12 protein-coding genes and 1 pseudogene are annotated in these 15,427 nt (G+C 75.2%); 9 read left to right on the forward strand and 4 right to left on the reverse strand.

The window, feature by feature from the left end; all coding sequences use genetic code 11:
- On the forward strand, positions 1-593 hold a 593-nt coding region (locus ABD353_RS36765), incomplete at its 5' end, for a hypothetical protein (protein ID WP_344628074.1).
- A gap of 60 nt (positions 594-653) precedes the next feature.
- Here the strand turns inward: ABD353_RS36765 and ppc are convergent.
- On the reverse strand, positions 654-3,389 hold the full coding sequence (ppc, locus tag ABD353_RS36770; RefSeq protein WP_344628084.1) for a phosphoenolpyruvate carboxylase: 2,736 nt from the start codon (positions 3,387-3,389) through the stop codon (positions 654-656).
- Positions 3,390-3,673: 284 nt separating this feature from the next.
- Between ppc and ABD353_RS36775 the strand changes: the two genes are divergently transcribed.
- Positions 3,674-4,951: a sensor histidine kinase gene (locus ABD353_RS36775; protein WP_344628075.1), complete on the forward strand. Its 1,278-nt coding sequence runs from the start codon at positions 3,674-3,676 to the stop codon at positions 4,949-4,951.
- Positions 4,952-4,958: 7 nt separating this feature from the next.
- Here ABD353_RS36775 and ABD353_RS36780 read toward each other — a convergent pair whose 3' ends face one another.
- The 3 genes from ABD353_RS36780 to ABD353_RS36790 form a co-directional block, all read right to left on the reverse strand.
- A complete protein-coding gene (locus ABD353_RS36780; RefSeq protein WP_344628076.1) occupies positions 4,959-6,167 on the reverse strand; it encodes an acyltransferase family protein in 1,209 nt (402 codons plus the stop codon).
- Positions 6,168-6,340: 173 nt separating this feature from the next.
- On the reverse strand, positions 6,341-6,835 hold the full coding sequence (locus tag ABD353_RS36785) for an SUKH-3 domain-containing protein (RefSeq protein ID WP_344628085.1): 495 nt from the start codon (positions 6,833-6,835) through the stop codon (positions 6,341-6,343).
- Positions 6,836-6,872: 37 nt separating this feature from the next.
- The gene (locus ABD353_RS36790; protein WP_344628077.1) at positions 6,873-7,373 is read right to left on the reverse strand and encodes a YwqJ-related putative deaminase; all 501 of its coding nucleotides are present in this window, start codon (positions 7,371-7,373) and stop codon (positions 6,873-6,875) included.
- Positions 7,374-7,742: 369 nt separating this feature from the next.
- Between ABD353_RS36790 and ABD353_RS36795 the strand changes: the two genes are divergently transcribed.
- The 7 genes and pseudogenes from ABD353_RS36795 to ABD353_RS36825 all read left to right on the forward strand — a co-directional run.
- Positions 7,743-8,957 carry a Gfo/Idh/MocA family protein gene (locus ABD353_RS36795; protein ID WP_344628078.1) on the forward strand — a complete coding sequence of 405 codons (1,215 nt, stop codon included), beginning with the start codon at positions 7,743-7,745 and terminating at the stop codon, positions 8,955-8,957.
- A complete protein-coding gene (locus ABD353_RS36800; protein ID WP_344628079.1) occupies positions 8,954-9,934 on the forward strand; it encodes an NAD-dependent epimerase/dehydratase family protein in 981 nt (326 codons plus the stop codon). Before ABD353_RS36795 ends, ABD353_RS36800 begins: the two co-directional genes overlap by 4 nt.
- A 35-nt stretch (positions 9,935-9,969) precedes the next feature.
- Positions 9,970-11,115 carry a DegT/DnrJ/EryC1/StrS family aminotransferase gene (locus ABD353_RS36805; RefSeq protein WP_344628080.1) on the forward strand — a complete coding sequence of 382 codons (1,146 nt, stop codon included), beginning with the start codon at positions 9,970-9,972 and terminating at the stop codon, positions 11,113-11,115.
- Complete coding sequence (locus ABD353_RS36810) at positions 11,112-12,677, forward strand: Rieske 2Fe-2S domain-containing protein (RefSeq protein ID WP_344628081.1); 1,566 nt, start codon at positions 11,112-11,114, stop codon at positions 12,675-12,677. Before ABD353_RS36805 ends, ABD353_RS36810 begins: the two co-directional genes overlap by 4 nt.
- Positions 12,674-13,777 carry a DegT/DnrJ/EryC1/StrS family aminotransferase gene (locus ABD353_RS36815; protein ID WP_344628082.1) on the forward strand — a complete coding sequence of 368 codons (1,104 nt, stop codon included), beginning with the start codon at positions 12,674-12,676 and terminating at the stop codon, positions 13,775-13,777. The genes ABD353_RS36810 and ABD353_RS36815 overlap by 4 nt, the downstream gene beginning before the upstream one ends.
- Before the next feature lie 101 nt (positions 13,778-13,878).
- Positions 13,879-14,880 carry an SMI1/KNR4 family protein gene (locus ABD353_RS36820; protein ID WP_344628083.1) on the forward strand — a complete coding sequence of 334 codons (1,002 nt, stop codon included), beginning with the start codon at positions 13,879-13,881 and terminating at the stop codon, positions 14,878-14,880.
- A 22-nt stretch (positions 14,881-14,902) separates the two neighbouring features.
- Positions 14,903-15,427: pseudogene (locus ABD353_RS36825) on the forward strand (SUKH-4 family immunity protein); the annotation flags it as partial.

The following is a 15,427-nucleotide window of genomic DNA, read 5'->3' on the forward strand; positions in this document are numbered from 1 at the left end:
CCGCCGCGGCCGTGGTGCTGGCCGGGCTGCTGCCGCTGCTGGACGGCGGCGCGGCGGGCGGGACGGCACCGGCGGCCACCGCCCCGCCGCCCGCACCGGACGTCACGGAGCTGCCCGACCTGACCTGCCCGGCCCGGCTGCGGAGCGGGGCGTCCGGCACCGCCCCGATCGGGGACACCGGGCCGGACGAAACGGCCGAGCGGGCCTGGAGGTTCGCCCTGCGGGAGGACCGCTTCCACATCGCCGGGGTCTGCGTGGACCGCGGCGCCGGGCAGGTGCTGGTCTTCCGGGTGCCGGGCAGCGGCCTGGACGCCGGGCTCTCGGCGGCGCTCGGCGGCGCTGCGGGCATCCTGCGCTTCCGCGACGCGCCCCACTCGCAGTTCGACCTGAAACGGCTGCTCAACACGGTCATGGGGGACACCGGGTACTGGCGGGAGCGCGGGGTGGAGATCACCACCGTCGGCGAGCTGGTGGACGGCACCGGGATCGTGCTCGTCACGCCGCAGGCGGACACCGCCCGGGCCGACCTCGTGGCGCGCTACCGGCCGTACGCGGTGCAGGTGGTGGATCAGCCGTCGGCGGCGACGGGGTGACGCGCCGAGGGGCGGCCCCGCGGTGTGCGGGACCGCCCCTCGGGCCGGGCGGGTGCCGGGTCAGCCGGTGTTGCGCAGACCGGCGGCGACGCCGTTGACGGTCAGCAGCAGGGCGCGGGCCCGCAGCGGGTCCTCGCTCAGCCCCTTGGCGGCCTCGTCGCGCTGCCGGCGCAGCAGCGCCACCTGGAGGTACGAGATCGGGTCGAGGTAGGCGTCGCGGACGGCGAAGGTCTGCTTCAGCACCGGGTTGTGGTCGAGCAGTTCGGTCTCGCCGGTGAGACGGAGCACCTCGCGCAGGGTGCGCTCGTGCTCGGCGGTGATCTGGTCGAAGATGTGGTGCAGGTCGGCGGGCACCAACTGCTCGACGTAGTGGCGGGCGATCCGCAGGTCGGTCTTGGCCAGCGTCATGGCGACGTTGGACAGGAAGTTGCGGAAGAAGTGCCACTGGCCGTACATCTCGTCCAGCACGTCGCCGAGACCGGCCTCGCGGGCGGCGGCGAGGCCCGCGCCGACGCCGTACCAGCCGGGGACGATCTGCCGGGACTGCGTCCAGCCGAAGACCCACGGGATGGCCCGCAGGCCGTCCAGCCCGGCGCCGGAGTCGGGACGGCGGGACGGGCGGGAGCCCAGGTGCAGCGAGGCGAGCTGGTCGACCGGGGTGGCCGCGAAGAAGTACTTCGGCAGGTCCTCCTGCTCGACCAGGCCGCGGTAGGCGGTGTGCGCGGCCTCGGAGACCTGGTCCATCGCGGCGTCCCAGCGGGCCAGCTCCTCCGGGGCCTGCCGCGGCGCGGTGTGCAGCGCCGAGGCGGCGAGCGTCGCGGAGACGGTGAGTTCGAGGTTCTCCCGGGCCAGCGACGGCAGCAGGTACTTGTCGGAGATGACCTCGCCCTGCTCGGTCACCTTGATCTCGCCCTCCAGGGTGCCCCAGGGCTGGGCGAGGATCGCCTCGTGCGAGGGGCCGCCGCCGCGGCCGACGGTGCCGCCGCGGCCGTGGAAGAGCCGCAGCCGGATGCCGTAGCGGTGGGCGACGTCGCGCAGCCGGCGCTGGGCGCGGTGGATCTCCCACTGCGAGGTGGTGATGCCGCCGAACTTGGAGGAGTCCGAGTAGCCGAGCATGACCTCCTGGATGTCGCCGCGCAGCGACACCAGCAGGCGGTACGACGGGTCGGAGAGCATCTCGTCGAGGATCCGGTCGGCCTGCTGCAGCTCGTCGGTGGTCTCCAGCAGCGGCACGATGCCGATCTTGGCGATGCCGGCGTGCAGGTCGATCAGACCGGCCTCGCGGGCCAGCACCGCCGCCGCGAACACGTCGTCCGCGCCCTGGCACATCGAGATGATGTACGACTCGACGATCTCGTCGCCGAACCGCTCGAAGCCCTCGCGGATCGTGCTGAACACGCCGAGGGTCTTCGCGCCGGCCGCGTCCAGCGGGGCCGGGACGGGCGCGAGCGGACGGCGCGAGCGCAGCTCCTTGGCGAGCAACCGCTGCCGGTACTCGCGCGGCATGTCCGCGTAGCGCCAGGCCTCCTCGCCGAGCCGGTCGAAGAGCTGGCCGAGCGCGTGGTGGTGGGCCTCGGCGTGCTCGCGGACGTCCATGGTCGCGAGCTGCAGGCCGAACGCCTCGACGGTGCGGATCGCGCGGGCCAGCCGGCCGTCGGCGATCAGCCCGCCGCGGTGGGCACGCAGCGAGTCCTGGATCAGGCGCAGGTCGGCGACCAGCTCGCGGGTGCCGACGTAGTCGCGGCCCTCGACGTGCGGGGTGCCCGCGGCCAGCCGGTCCCGGGTGTTCTCCAGCTTGAGGCGGACGCAGGTGGCCTTGAGCCGGTACGGCTCCTCGGCGTTCATCCGCTTGTAGCGGGGGCTGAGCTCCGGCAGCGCCTTGAGGTCGGCGTCCAGCGAGGCCAGCAGCTCCTCGCTCGCCCCGGCGAGGCGCACCGAGGTGGAGAGCGAGTTGCGCAGGTCGTCGACGGTGGCGAGGGCGTCCTTGATGCCGTACTCGTGCTGCAGGTTGAGGACGTCCCAGGTGACCTGCGGGGTCACGTTGGGGTTGCCGTCGCGGTCGCCGCCGATCCAGGTGCCGAAGGTCAGCGGGCGCACCCCGTCGGGCAGCGCCAGGCCGACCCGGGCGAGCTCCTCGTGCAGCTCCTCCAGGACGGCGGGGACGGCCTCGCGGTACAGCTCGTCCAGGTAGTAGACGGCGTTGCGGGCCTCGTCCGTCGGCTCGGGGCGGGCGATCCGCAGCTCGTCGGTCTGCCACAGCAGGTCGATGACCTCGGCGAGCCGGCGGTCGGCCTGGCGCTTCGCCGAGGAGTGCCGCACGGGGTCGGCCTCGGACAGGCCCGAGGCGAGGTGCTCGCGGTGGATGCGCTCCAGCAGCTCGCCGATCCGGCGCAGCTTGTTGAGCACGCTGCGGCGGGCGGCCTCCGTCGGGTGCGCGGTGAACACCGGCCGGACGGCCAGGTGGGCCAGGGTGTCCTGGAGGTGCTTCGGGTCCGCCTCGGCGAGCTGGTCCGCGGTCTGCGCGAGCAGCGAGCCCTCGCGGGCCCGGCGGGTGGCGAACTCGCGGCCGCGGTGCACCTGCTCGGTGACGTTGGCGAGGTGGAAGTAGGTGGAGAAGGCACGGACGAGCTTGCCCGCGGTCTCCAGGTCGATGCCGGCGAGCAGCTCGGCGGTGGCCTCGCCGTCGGTGCGGCTGAGCAGGCGGACCTGCTCCACCAGGCCGAGCAGCTCGGGGCCCTCCTGCCGGACCAGCGTCTCGCCGAGCAGGTCGCCGAGGCGTCGGATGTCCGCGCGCAGGGCGGCGTTGTCGGCGTCGGGGCCGGCGGTCGCGGACGAGGCGTCCGACGAGGCGGGGACCGGAGCGGTCACGGCTGTCTCCCTGTGGTGGTGGGGGGTTCGGCAACGGCTCTCATCACCTTTGTAACGGTGATGCGTGCGGACCGCGCTGTCCGACCCGCACAGCATAGGTGGCACCGGGTGCCGCGTCCGAGATTGGCCGGATGGCGGACAGGGTGCCGCTCGCGCCGGGTCCCGCAGAACTCGCTGGGGAGGGCCCGAGGGGCGGCCTTACGCTGTCCCCCATGAGCAAGTCGCCGGAGGGGGGCGGGCCGGTCCACACCCTGGGGTGGTGGCCCCGGCGCCGCAGTGCGCTGCTGGACGTGGGGCTGGCCGGACTGGCCGGACTGGAGTGCGCCGCGGGGGCGTACGGCATGGTGGGGGACCGGCTGCACCTCGGTGCGCCGGCCGCGGTCGTGTCGGCGGTGCTGGGGGCACTGGCCGGGGCGACGCTGGTCGTGCGGCGGCGCTGGCCGGCCGTACCCGTCCTGGTCGGGCTGGTCTTCGTGCCCGGTCTGTTCGGCATGGTGCTGCTGGTCGTCTCGCTCTACACGCTGGCCGCCACCTGGGAGTGGCCCTCGCGCCGCCGCCGGGTCGTCGCGCTCTCCGCGATCGCCCTCGCCGAGACCTTCGGCATGGCCCTCGTCTACATGCTCGCCCCCACCCAGGTGCCCGCCGAGGAGACCCCGCCGACCTGGGTGTTCGTCCTGCTGGCCGCCCTCGTCTCGGTCGGCCTGACCGTGCCGCCGGTGGTCACCGGCCTCTACGTCGGCGCCCGCCGCCGACTCGTCGAATCGCTCACGGACCGGGCGCTCGGCCTGGAGGCCGAACTCGACCTGCTCGCCGAACAGGCCAGCGAACGGGCCCGGCGGGCCCGGCTGGAGGAGCGCACCCGGATCGCCCGCGAGATGCACGACGTGGTCGCCCACCGGGTCAGCCTGATGGTGGTGCACGCCGGAGCACTGGAGCGGATCATCACCAAGGACCCGGAGAAGGCGCAGGCCAGCGCCAAACTGATGGGAGAGGTCGGCCGGCAGGCCCTGGACGAGCTGCGGGAGATCCTCGGCGTGCTGCGGATGGCCGAGCCGGCCGCGGCCGCCGCCGAGAGCACGGGCGGCCTCACCGAGGTCACCGGACTCGTCGAACAGTCCCGGGCCGCCGGGATGGCGGTCTCGCTGACCGTCAGCGGCGAGCGCCGCCCCTACCGCGGGGACGCCGAACAGACCGCCTACCGGGTCGTCCAGGAAGGGCTGACCAACGCCCACAAACACGCCGGCGGGGCCCGGGTGTCCGTCCTGCTGGCCTTCGTGCCGAACGGGGTGCGGGTGGCCGTGGTCAACGACTGCCCGGGCGGCGCCGAGCCCGTCCGCCTGCCGAGCGGCGGCAACGGGCTGGTCGGCATGCGCGAACGGGTCGTCTCCCTCGGCGGCAGCTTCGACGCCGGCCCGGAGCCGGACGGGGGCTTCCGCGTCGAGGCGGTGCTGCCCTCCCGGCTGGCGGTGCCCTCGGAACGGCTGGCTTAGCGGCCCCTCAGGGGCGCGGGGAACCGCGCAGTCCGGGTGCGGGTCGCCCGGTGAACTCCGGTCGGCCGTGGCCGTCGGGCCGCCCGCTCCCTGATTGCGCCGCTCCCCGCGCCCCTCGTGGTTCGCCCTCCGGGGGTGCTTTCAGCAGGCGGTCGGCGAGTCTCGGGCCGACCAGCGGGGTGAAGAGGCGGACGGCCGGCGGGAGGGCGAGGACCACCGCGAGGGTCAGGGCGAAGGTGCCGAACAGGGGCAGCGCCGTCCAGGCGTGGTGCAGGACCCGGGCGTGGTAGACGCCGGAGGCCTGGACGAGCTTCAGCGGCAGCCCGTGCAGCAGGTAGACGTGGAGCGAGGCCGCGCCCAGCGCCGTCCAGCGGGTCCGGCCCTCCGGCAGCAGGGCCAGGAACGCCGCCCCGGCGACCAGGGACAGCAGTCCGAGCGAGGCCCTGACGGCCAGCCACACCGGGTACGGGACGTGCAACTGGGCGGCGCTGCCGGTGCACTCCACCCAGCCCGGGTTCAGCAGCTCGGGGGCGGCGAGCCACAGCACCGCGAAGACCGCGGCCAGCACCGCCGGGGCCCAGCGCCGGCCGGCCGGCCGCCGCAGCAGGGCGACGTGGTGCGGGCGCAGCACCAGCCCGAGCACGAACCACGGCAGGAAGGCGAGGGTGCGGCTGAGCGCGAGCTCCTCCGGCAGCGCCCGGGCGGCGCCCGAGGCGGCCGCGACCAGCACGGCCACCGCCAGCGGATGCCGCAGCGCCGTCCACAGCGGCACGGTCAGCCGCCAGGCGAACAGCGAGAGCAGGAACCAGGTCAGCCAGCGCGGCTCCAGCAGCGAGAACGGTGCGAACCGGCCCTCCAGCGCCATGCCGACCAGGTTGTACAGCACCTGGAAGACCAGGTACGGCACGGCGACGCCGGTCACCAGGCGGCGGCCGTCCACCGCCGGACGGCCCGGCCGGGGCTGCGCGAACCGGCCGCACAGCGTCACGAACACCGGCATCGCGAAGGCCGCGACGGTCAGCACCGCGGCGGCGACCGTCCGGTCGGCGCCGGCCAGCGGCATCCAGGTGTGCGCGCACACCACCAGCGCGACCGCCGCGAACTTGGCGTTGTCGAAGAGCGGCTGCCGCCCGGGGGCCTCCGCGGTGTCGGGGTCGGCGCCGGTGTCGGGGTCGGGGGTCTCGGTGCGGTCCGCGGCGGCGGTGGGGGCGCTCATCGCGATTCCTCCCGGTCTTCTCCTCGGAATTGCCACACAGTGTGGACCCGGGGCGGGCGGGACGGGAGGGGTTCGGGCGAAAGCGGCGCGCCCGCGCACGAAGGGTGACGGACGGGAGCGCACCGGCCGACGATCCGTCAGCCGGTGCGGGGGAAACGGGCGGTGCCGGAGCGTCAGGCGCGCAGCCGCTCCGGGGGGAGCCCCATGACCAGGGTGGCGAGCGCCTGGTCGACCGTGGCACCGAGGTACCACTCGCCGGTGTGGTCCAGACTGAAGACCCGGCCGAGTTCGTCGATCGCCAGGAGTGCCTGGCCGTACCGCTCCTCGCCGAGCGGGGCGAGGCGGGTGCCGAGCGCGCGGCCGAGGTCGGCCAGGGTGCGCGGCTGGTGCAGGCCGCAGCGCGGGTCGAGCAGGAAGGGGGTGCGGGCCAGTGCCCGGCCGGCGCCGTCCAGGTCGAAGGCCAGCCCGCCGAACTCGGCCCAGGCCTCCACGGCGGCGGGGAAGACGGAGTGCGGGGTGTCCAGGGGCCCGCCGTGCACGGCGAGCACGTCCGCCCAGGCCTCGGCCTGGCGGATCTCCCAGCGTCCGGGGTGCCAGCCGGCCTGCTTGAGGGCGGCGGCCACGTCGGCGGGGAAGCGCGGTTGGGTTCGTACGGCGGTCGCGTTCAGGGTCTGCTCCGTGGTTCGGGGACAGGGACGGCGCGCGTCAGCGGGTGGTGGGCCCGACGGCGACGCTCGCGACGTTCATGTGGTCCAGCAGGGCCGCGCAGGAGCGGCACGGCGGCGCGTGCGTGCCGTGCGCCGGGTCCCCCTCCTCGCGGATGCGCAGGGTGGTCAGCCGGGCGCCCCGCAACGCCTTGCGGGCGTCGTGCAGGCCCAGCGGCTTGCGCGAGGCGCGCTTGGACCGCGCCCCGTCCACCGTGGTGAGGTACTGGGAGAGCAGCACCGCCTCCGGGCACCGCCCGGTGAACCGCTCGCGGTGCTCGATCGGCAGGCCGGCGAGGAAGTCCCCGACCAGCGGGTGGAGCAGCGGAGCGAGGTCGGCCTTGTCGCCGGCCAGGGTGTGCACCTCGCCGTTCTTCAGCGAGAGCGCCGCCGCGACCGCGGGCAGCACGCTGTCCCGCACGTGCAGCAGTCGCGGTACGGCCGGGGCCGCCGGCTGCTCGGCGGTGCCGGCCTCCCGGTCGGCCGTCGGGCTCGCTGACATGGTTCTCCTCGATCGCGTTCCGCGCGGGTCTCCGGCCCCGGTCGGCAGTCTGCCGGGGTGCTGACGGTCGGTGGACGCCGACCTGCTCCCTCATTGTGGGCCTCAAGACTGTCAAACCCTTCGCAGCGCCGCGGACCCGGGGTGTACGGAGCGTTGCGAAGGCCGTCACGGCGCGCCGCGGGTTTGCGGATTCGGCCCCCGGGGGCGTACGGCGGCCGGTACCGTTCCAGCGGCGGGGCCACCTGGGCAGCACCGTGGGGCGCCGCCGGCCGCAGGGCCGGCGGTGGTGATCCGATCCGGGGGGGCCGCACGGACGCGGGGTGCTCCGGGGCAGTGACGCTCCGGCACCGGACAAGGGGGGTCTTGTCGATGTCGACGCAGCACGGGCAGGGGCACGCGCCGGCGCAGGAGGCGCACGAAGCGCCCGGCGAGCACGTCCCCACGCCGGGTACGACCGGGTCCGCGCCCGGGCGCCGGATCGGCCTCGCCGTGGTCGGCGCCGGGTACTGGGGACCCAACCTCGTCCGCAACGCCCAGCAGACAGCCGCCCTGCGGCTGCACTGGCTGTGCGACCTGGACGAGGAACGCTCCCGCCGGGTGCTCGGCGAGTACAGCACCGTCCGCACCACCACCTCCTTCGACGAAGTCCTCGCCGACGACCGGGTCGAGGCCGTCGCCGTCGCCACCCCCGCCGCCGCCCACTACAAGCTGGTGCGCGCCGCCCTGGAGGCCGGCCGCCACGTGCTCGTCGAGAAGCCCATCACCACCACCGCCGACGAGGCCGCGGAATTGTGCGAACTCGCTGAAGAACGCGGACTGGTGCTGATGTGCGACCACACCTTCTGCTACACGCCGGTGGTCCGCCGGATCCGCGAGCTCGTGCACGGCGGCGAGATCGGCGACGTCCAGTTCTTCGACTCGGTGCGGATCAACCTCGGCCTCGTCCAGCCCGACGTCGACGTGCTCTGGGACCTCGCCCCGCACGACCTGTCGATCCTCGACTTCGTGCTGCCGCCCGGCGTCGAACCGGTCGGCGTCAGCGCCCAGGGCGCCGACCCGATCGGGGCCGGCCGCGCCTGCGTCGCCTACCTCACCGTCCGGCTCAGCAACGGCGCGCTCGCCCACTGCCACGTCAACTGGCTCTCGCCGACCAAGGTCCGCACCACCCTGATCGGCGGCTCCCGGCGCACCCTCGTCTGGGACGACCTCAACCCGCAGGCCCGGCTGGCGATCCACGACCGCGGCGTCGACCTCACCCCGCCCGACGAGCTCACCGACGCCATCCGGCACCGCGCCATGATCTCGTACCGGGTCGGCGACATGGTCGCCCCCGCCCTGGTCGAACAGGAGGCGCTGCGCAACGTGATGGCCGAGTTCGCCGCCGCCGTCACCGAGGGCCGGGCCCCGCTCACCGACGGCCGCTCCGGCCTGCGGGTGCTGCGCCTGCTGCACGCCGCCTCCCGCAGCCTCGAACTCGGCGGCGCCACCGTGCCCGTCGGCCCGGCCGCCGGTACCGACCCCGTCACCGCACTGCCGAGCCCCGCACCGTCGTCCACCGCACAGGAGAGGGCCGCCGCCCGATGAACGCAGTCCCCGTCCCCGGCTCCCGCTGCCTGGTCACCGGAGGCGCCGGCACCATCGGCTCCACCGTCGTCGACCAGCTGATCGAGGCCGGTGCCCGCGAGGTCGTCGTGCTCGACAACTTCGTCCGCGGCCGCACGGAGAACCTCGCCCGCGCCCTGGAGCTCGCCGCCCCCGGCCAACTGCGGGTCGTCGACGGCGACATCCGCGACCGCGCACTGCTGCGCGAACTCCTCGGCGACGACACCGACCTGCTCTTCCACCTCGCCGCGATCCGGATCACCCAGTGCGCCGCCGAACCCCGGCTCGCCCTGGAGATCATGGTCGACGGCACCTTCGACGTCGTCGAGGCCGCCGCCGAGAAGGGCGTCCGCAAGCTGATCGCCTCCTCGACCGCCTCCGTCTACGGCCTCGCCGACACCTTCCCGACGCCGGAGACCCAGCACCCCTACAACAACGACACCTTCTACGGCGCCGCCAAGGCGTTCAACGAGGGCATGCTGCGCAGCTTCCACGCCATGACCGGCCTGGACTACGTCGCGCTGCGCTACTTCAACGTGTACGGCCCCCGGATGGACGTCCACGGCCGGTACACCGAGGTGTTCATCCGCTGGATGGAGCGGATCGCCTCCGGCGAACCCCCGCTGATCTTCGGCGACGGCACCCAGACCATGGACTTCGTCTACACCGAGGACATCGCCCGGGCGAACCTGCTCGCCGCCGCGGCCCCCGTCACCGACCGGGTCTACAACATCGCCTCCGCGAGCGAGGTCTCGCTGCGCGGCCTCGCCGACGCGCTGCTCGCCGCGATGGACCGCAGCGACCTCGACGTCGAGCACGGCCCGGCCCGCGGCACCGCGGGCGGCGTGGTCCGCCGGCTCGCCGACATCTCCGCCGCCGAACGCGACCTCGGCTGGAAGCCCGACCTCGGCCTCGACGAGGGCCTGCGCCGGCTCGTCGCCTGGTGGCGCGCGCAGTGACCACGACCGACCCGCGAGCAGTTCGGAGCGCCCCCGTGTCCAGTACCCCCGCGGCCGTCATCCCCGTCATGGTGCCGTGGCTCGGCGAGGAGGAGGCCCAGGCCGCCGCCGAGGCCGTCCGCTCCGGGTGGGTCGCCCAGGGCCCGCGGGTCGCCGCCTTCGAGCGGGCCTTCGCCGAGCACCTCGGCGTCCCGCACGCGGTCGCCGTCTCCTCCTGCACCACCGCGCTGCACCTCGCCATGATCGGCGCGGGGGTCGGGCCCGGCGACGAGGTGGTGGTCCCCTCGCTCTCGTTCGTCGCCACCGCCAACGCCGTCACCTACGTCGGCGCCGTCCCGGTCTTCGCGGACGTCGACCCCGCCACAGGCAACCTCACCGCCGACACGGTCGCCGCCGTGCTCACCGACCGCACCAGGGCCGTGATCGCCGTCGACCAGGGCGGCGTCCCGGTCGACCTCGACGCGATCCGGGCCCTGGTCGAACCCCGCGGCGCCACCGTCGTCGAGGACGCCGCCTGCGGCGCCGGCTCCCTCTACCGCCGCCGCCCGGTCGGCGCCGCCGCCGAGATCGCCGCCTACTCCTTCCACCCGCGCAAGCTGCTCACCACCGGCGAGGGCGGCATGGTCACCTGCCAGGACGCCGACCTCGCCGCCCGGCTGCGCCGGCTGCGCGAGCACGGGATGAGCGTCTCCGCCGCCGACCGGCACAGCGCCTCCGGCGGCGCCGCCGTCGTCGAGACCTACGACGAGATCGGCTTCAACCACCGGATGACCGACATCCAGGCCGCCGTCGGCCTGGTCCAGCTGGGCAAGCTGCCCGCGATGGTCGCCCGGCGGCGCGAACTCGCCGAGCGCTACCGCAGCCTGCTCGGCCCGCTCGCCGCACGGCTGGTCGCCGACCCCGCCCACGGCACCGGCAACTACCAGGCCTGCTGGCTGCTGCTGCCGGACACCGCCCCCGACCGCACCGAGGTGCTCGCCCGGCTCGCCGCCGCCGGAGTCTCCGCCCGGCGCGGCATCATGGCCGCCCACCTGGAGGCCCCGTACAAGGGCACCGCCCGGGTGCCGCTGCCCGCCACCGAGCTGATCACCCACCGCTCGCTGATCCTGCCGCTGTTCCACACCCTCACCGAGGAGCAGCAGGACCGCGTCGTCGCGGCCCTCCGGGAGGCCGTCGGGTGACCTCGATCAGGCACCTCGGGCACGCCGGCTTCGCGGTCGAGCACGCCGGCCTGCGGCTGCTGATCGACCCGTGGTTCCACCCCGCGTTCCTGGGCGCCTGGTTCCCGTACCCGGACAACCGGCCGCTGCTGCCCGAGGTGGTGGCCGGCCGCTGGGACTACCTCTACGTCTCGCACACCCACGAGGACCACCTCGACGAGCGGCTGCTCGACCGGCTCTCCCGGGACACCGCCGTCCTGGTGCCCCGTTACCGGACCCGGTCGCTGCAGCGCCGGCTCGCCGCACTCGGCTTCACCCGGCAGGTGCCGCTCGGCCACCGGGAGACCCACCGGCTCGGCCCGGACGCCACCGCCACCATGCTGCTGGACACCAGCCACAAGGAGGACAGCGGCCTGCTGCTGGACCTCGGCGGGCTGCGCTTCCTCGACCTCAACGACTGCAACCCGCCGCTGTCCGACCTGCCCGGCGGCGTCGACCTGCTGGCCGCCCAGTACTCCGGCGCCATGTGGTACCCCAACGCCTACGACTACCCGCCCGCGCGGATGGCCGCCAAGACCGCCGCCGTCCGCGCCGACCTGATGGACAGTCTGGTCCGCAAGGTCCGGCTCACCGGAGCCCGCCGCTACCTGCCCTCGGCCGGCCCGGCCTGCTTCCTCGACCCGGAGCTCGACCGGTTCAACGACCGCGAACGGACGATCTTCCCGCACTGGGAGGACGTCGCCGCCGACTTCGCCGCCGCCTGTCCCGGGGTCGAGGTCGTCCGGACGGCCCCCGGCGACACCGTCGGCGCGCTCCCCGGGCCCGACGGCCGGGAGGTGCCCCCGGCCCCGCCCGGCCGCTGGCTCACCGACCCGGCCGGGTACCTCGCCGACTACCGCGAACGCCGCCGCGAGGAGTGGCAGGCGTACCACCGCGGCGAGCCCGCGCCGCCCACCGCCGAGGAGGTCGACGCCCACTTCGACCGGCTCCGCCGGCTCAACCGCCCGCTGCTCGCCGACTACCGCGGCCGGCTCGCCCTGGAGGCCGGCGGCGAGGCCTGGCGGATCGCCCTCGGCGACCTCGCCGCCCGGGTCGACCTGGAGGACGAACCGGTCGACCCCGGCTACACCATCCGCGTCCCGCCGCGCGCCCTGCGCGCCGTCCTCGACGGCCGGGCCGGCTGGGAGGAGGCCCTGCTCTCCATGCGGCTCGCCCTGCACCGCGACCCGGACGTCTTCGACCTCACCCTGCTCTCGCTGCTGCGGTACGGCCACCAGCCCGCCCAGACCCGCCGGCTGGTGCACGAGCGCACCGCCTCCGACGAGACCGTCCGGCGCGACGGCCTGCGGCTGCAGCGCTGGTGCCCGCACGCCGGCGAGGACCTCGCCCACGCCGTGATCGCCGACGGCGTCGTCGAGTGCCCCCGCCACCACTGGCGGTGGGACGCCGCGACCGGCGCCTGCCTCTCCGGCGGCAGCCTCCCGCTGCGCGTGGAGCCCGAGCCCACCGAGCCCGAAGCCGTACCCGTGCCCGTGCCCGTGCCCGCACTGTCCACCGAACCCGCCGAGGGGCGAATCCCATGACCGACATCCCGCTCGTCGACCTGCACGCCGCCCACGCCGAGGTCGCCGAGGAGGTGCGCGCGGGCTTCGACGCCGTCCTGGCGGGCGGCGCCTACATCAAGGGCCCCGACGTGGCCGCCTTCGAGGCCGAGTACGCCGCCTTCTCCGGGGTGCGGCACGCGGTCGGCACCGCCAACGGCACCGACGCCCTCGAACTCGCCCTGCGCGCCCTCGACCTGCCGCCCGGCTCCGGCGCGGTGCTGCCCGCCAACACCTTCGTCGCCACCGCCGAGGCGGTCGTCCGGGCCGGGCTGCGGCCCGTCCTGGTCGACGTCGACCCCGAGCACCTGCTGATCGACCCGGCGGCCGTCGCCGACGCGCTGCCCGGCGCCGCGGTGCTGCTGCCCGTCCACCTCAACGGCCAGCTCGCCCCGATGGCGCCGCTGCTGGAGATCGCCGGCGAGCTGCCCGTGGTCGAGGACGGCGCACAGTCCCAGGGCGCCCGGCAGGACGGCCGGGTCTCCGGCTCCTGGGGCCGGATCGCCGCCACCAGCTTCTACCCCGGCAAGAACCTCGGCGCCTACGGCGACGCCGGCGCGGTGGTCACCGACGACGAGGGCCTCGCCGCCGCCGTCCGGCTGATCGGCGACCACGGCTCCGGCCGCAAGTACGTGCACGAGCGGTTCGGCTTCAACTCCCGGATGGACACCCTGCAGGCCGTCGTGCTGCGCGCCAAGCTGCGCCGGCTGCCCGCCTGGAACCAGGCCCGCCGGGCCGCCGCCGCCCGCTACGACGCGCTGCTCGCCGGCGTCGACGGCATCACCCTGCCGCGCACCCTGCCCGGCAACGAGCACGTCTGGCACCTGTACGCCGTCCGGGTGGCACGCGGCCGCGACGCTGTCCTCGCCGACCTGCAGGCCGCCGGGATCGGCGCCGGGGTGCACTACCCGGTGCCCGTCCACCTGCAGCCCGCCTTCCGCGGCCTCGGCCACGCCGAGGGGGCCTTCCCGGTCGCCGAGCGGGCCGCCGCCGAACTGCTCACCCTGCCGCTCTTCCCGCAGATCACCGAGGACCAGCAGAGCCGGGTGGCGGAGGTGCTGGCGAAGGCGGTGCGCCGCTGACGCGGTGCCGCCCGGAACGGGAGTGACGCCCCTGGTCTCCAGGGGTGTCCCTTCCCCTACGCTGGTGCCCGCAACAGTGCAGAGCCAGTGGGGGAGCCCTGATGACGACAGGTCGGCCCGGCGCCGCCGCCGCGCCCAACTCGGCGTACGCGGGCCAGGTGGTGCAGTTCCCGGACCCGATCCGGGCCGAGAAGCACCCGGCCGGTGTCCGCGTGGACGAGTACGGCTTCCCGGACTTCGGTCCGTACGCCGCCGCGGCCGCCGAGGTGGCCGACCCGCCGGAGGGCTTCGGCGTGGACGAGCTGCGGCTCACCGACTACGTGTCCGCCAACGCCGCGCTGTTCACCCAGGGCCACGAGCTGTGGGCCGACCTGACGACCGCCGTCGCCACCCCGCCCGGCTGGACCTGGCACCACGCCGTCGGCCGGGCCGCGCCCGGCTGGCGCCGGATGGAGCTCGTCCCCGTCGAGGTCAAGGCGCTGCTGCGGCACCACGGCGGCCTCGCCCGCTCCTCCGCCGACCACGCCCGCCGCGGCACCCGCCCGCTCCAGGAGCGCCGGCCGGTGCACTTCCCGCTGGCCATGGACGGCGGCGACCCGGTCGCGGTGTCCGAGGACCTGGTGCAGCGCGCCGAGCAGCGGCTCGGGCACCCGCTGCCCGGCGCCTACCGCAGCTTCCTGAAGATCGCCGGCGGCCGCGCCCCGGCCGGCGTCGCCCTGGACGCCGACTACGGAGTCCTCCTCGACCAGCCGTTCCTGACGCTGAGCGAGGAGTACGGCGTGCACGACCTGGTGTACGCCAACAAGTGCCTGCGCGACCACCTCACCAAGGACTACCTGGGCATCGCCTACGTCCAGGGCGGTCTGCTCGCGCTCAAGGTGCGGGGCGAACGGACCGGTTCGGTCTGGTTCTGCCCGTACGACGACGCGCGCGACGGCGGCGGCACGGAACCGCCGGAGGAGAGGGTGGCGCGGCTGCTGCTGCCCTGCGGGGAGAGCTTCGACGCGTTCCTGCTCCGGCTGGCGGGCAGTCCGCCGGAGCTGGAGACGGTCGCGGAGCTGATGGTGGACGGCGGGTTCGCCCGGGCCGTCCCGGTGAACTGAGCAACGGAGGGGTGAGCCGGGCGTGGTGACGTACGCGCAGGCGCAGGAGATCGCCGAGGACTGGATCAACGCCGGCGTGCCGCGCTCCCGGCAGCGCGAGGTACGGGTGCGGGAGTTCGACCTGGGCTTCGTCTGCTGGGCGGTGGAGGGGGCCGAGGGCGAGCCCCCGGAGGGCGGCGAGGTGCGGCTGGTGATCGCCCGGGACAGCGGGGCGAGCACCCTCTGGCCGCCGCTGCCGGTCAACGAGGTGGTCCGCCAGTTCGAGGAGACGTACGGCGGCCGGACGGAGCCCAACCCGGCCGGCGCCGCCCGGCCGGTGCCGGGCGCGGTCGAGGCGACCTCGTTCCTGCTCAGCCCGCCGCAGTGGCTGCAGGAGGCCGGGGCGGCCGCGATCGCCGCCGAGAACGCGCGGCTGGGCGCGCCCACCGCCGAACCGCCCGCGGCACCCGCCGCGGCGGCCGTGCCGGAGCCCGCCCCGGCGCCGCAGCCCGTCCCGGCGGCCCCGGCCGTGCAGACCATGCCGGCCGGTCGGAGGCGGGCGGCATGG

Origin of the sequence: Kitasatospora arboriphila, assembly GCF_039528095.1 — a bacterium.
In the GTDB taxonomy this organism is placed as follows: Bacteria; Actinomycetota; Actinomycetes; order Streptomycetales; family Streptomycetaceae; genus Kitasatospora; species Kitasatospora arboriphila.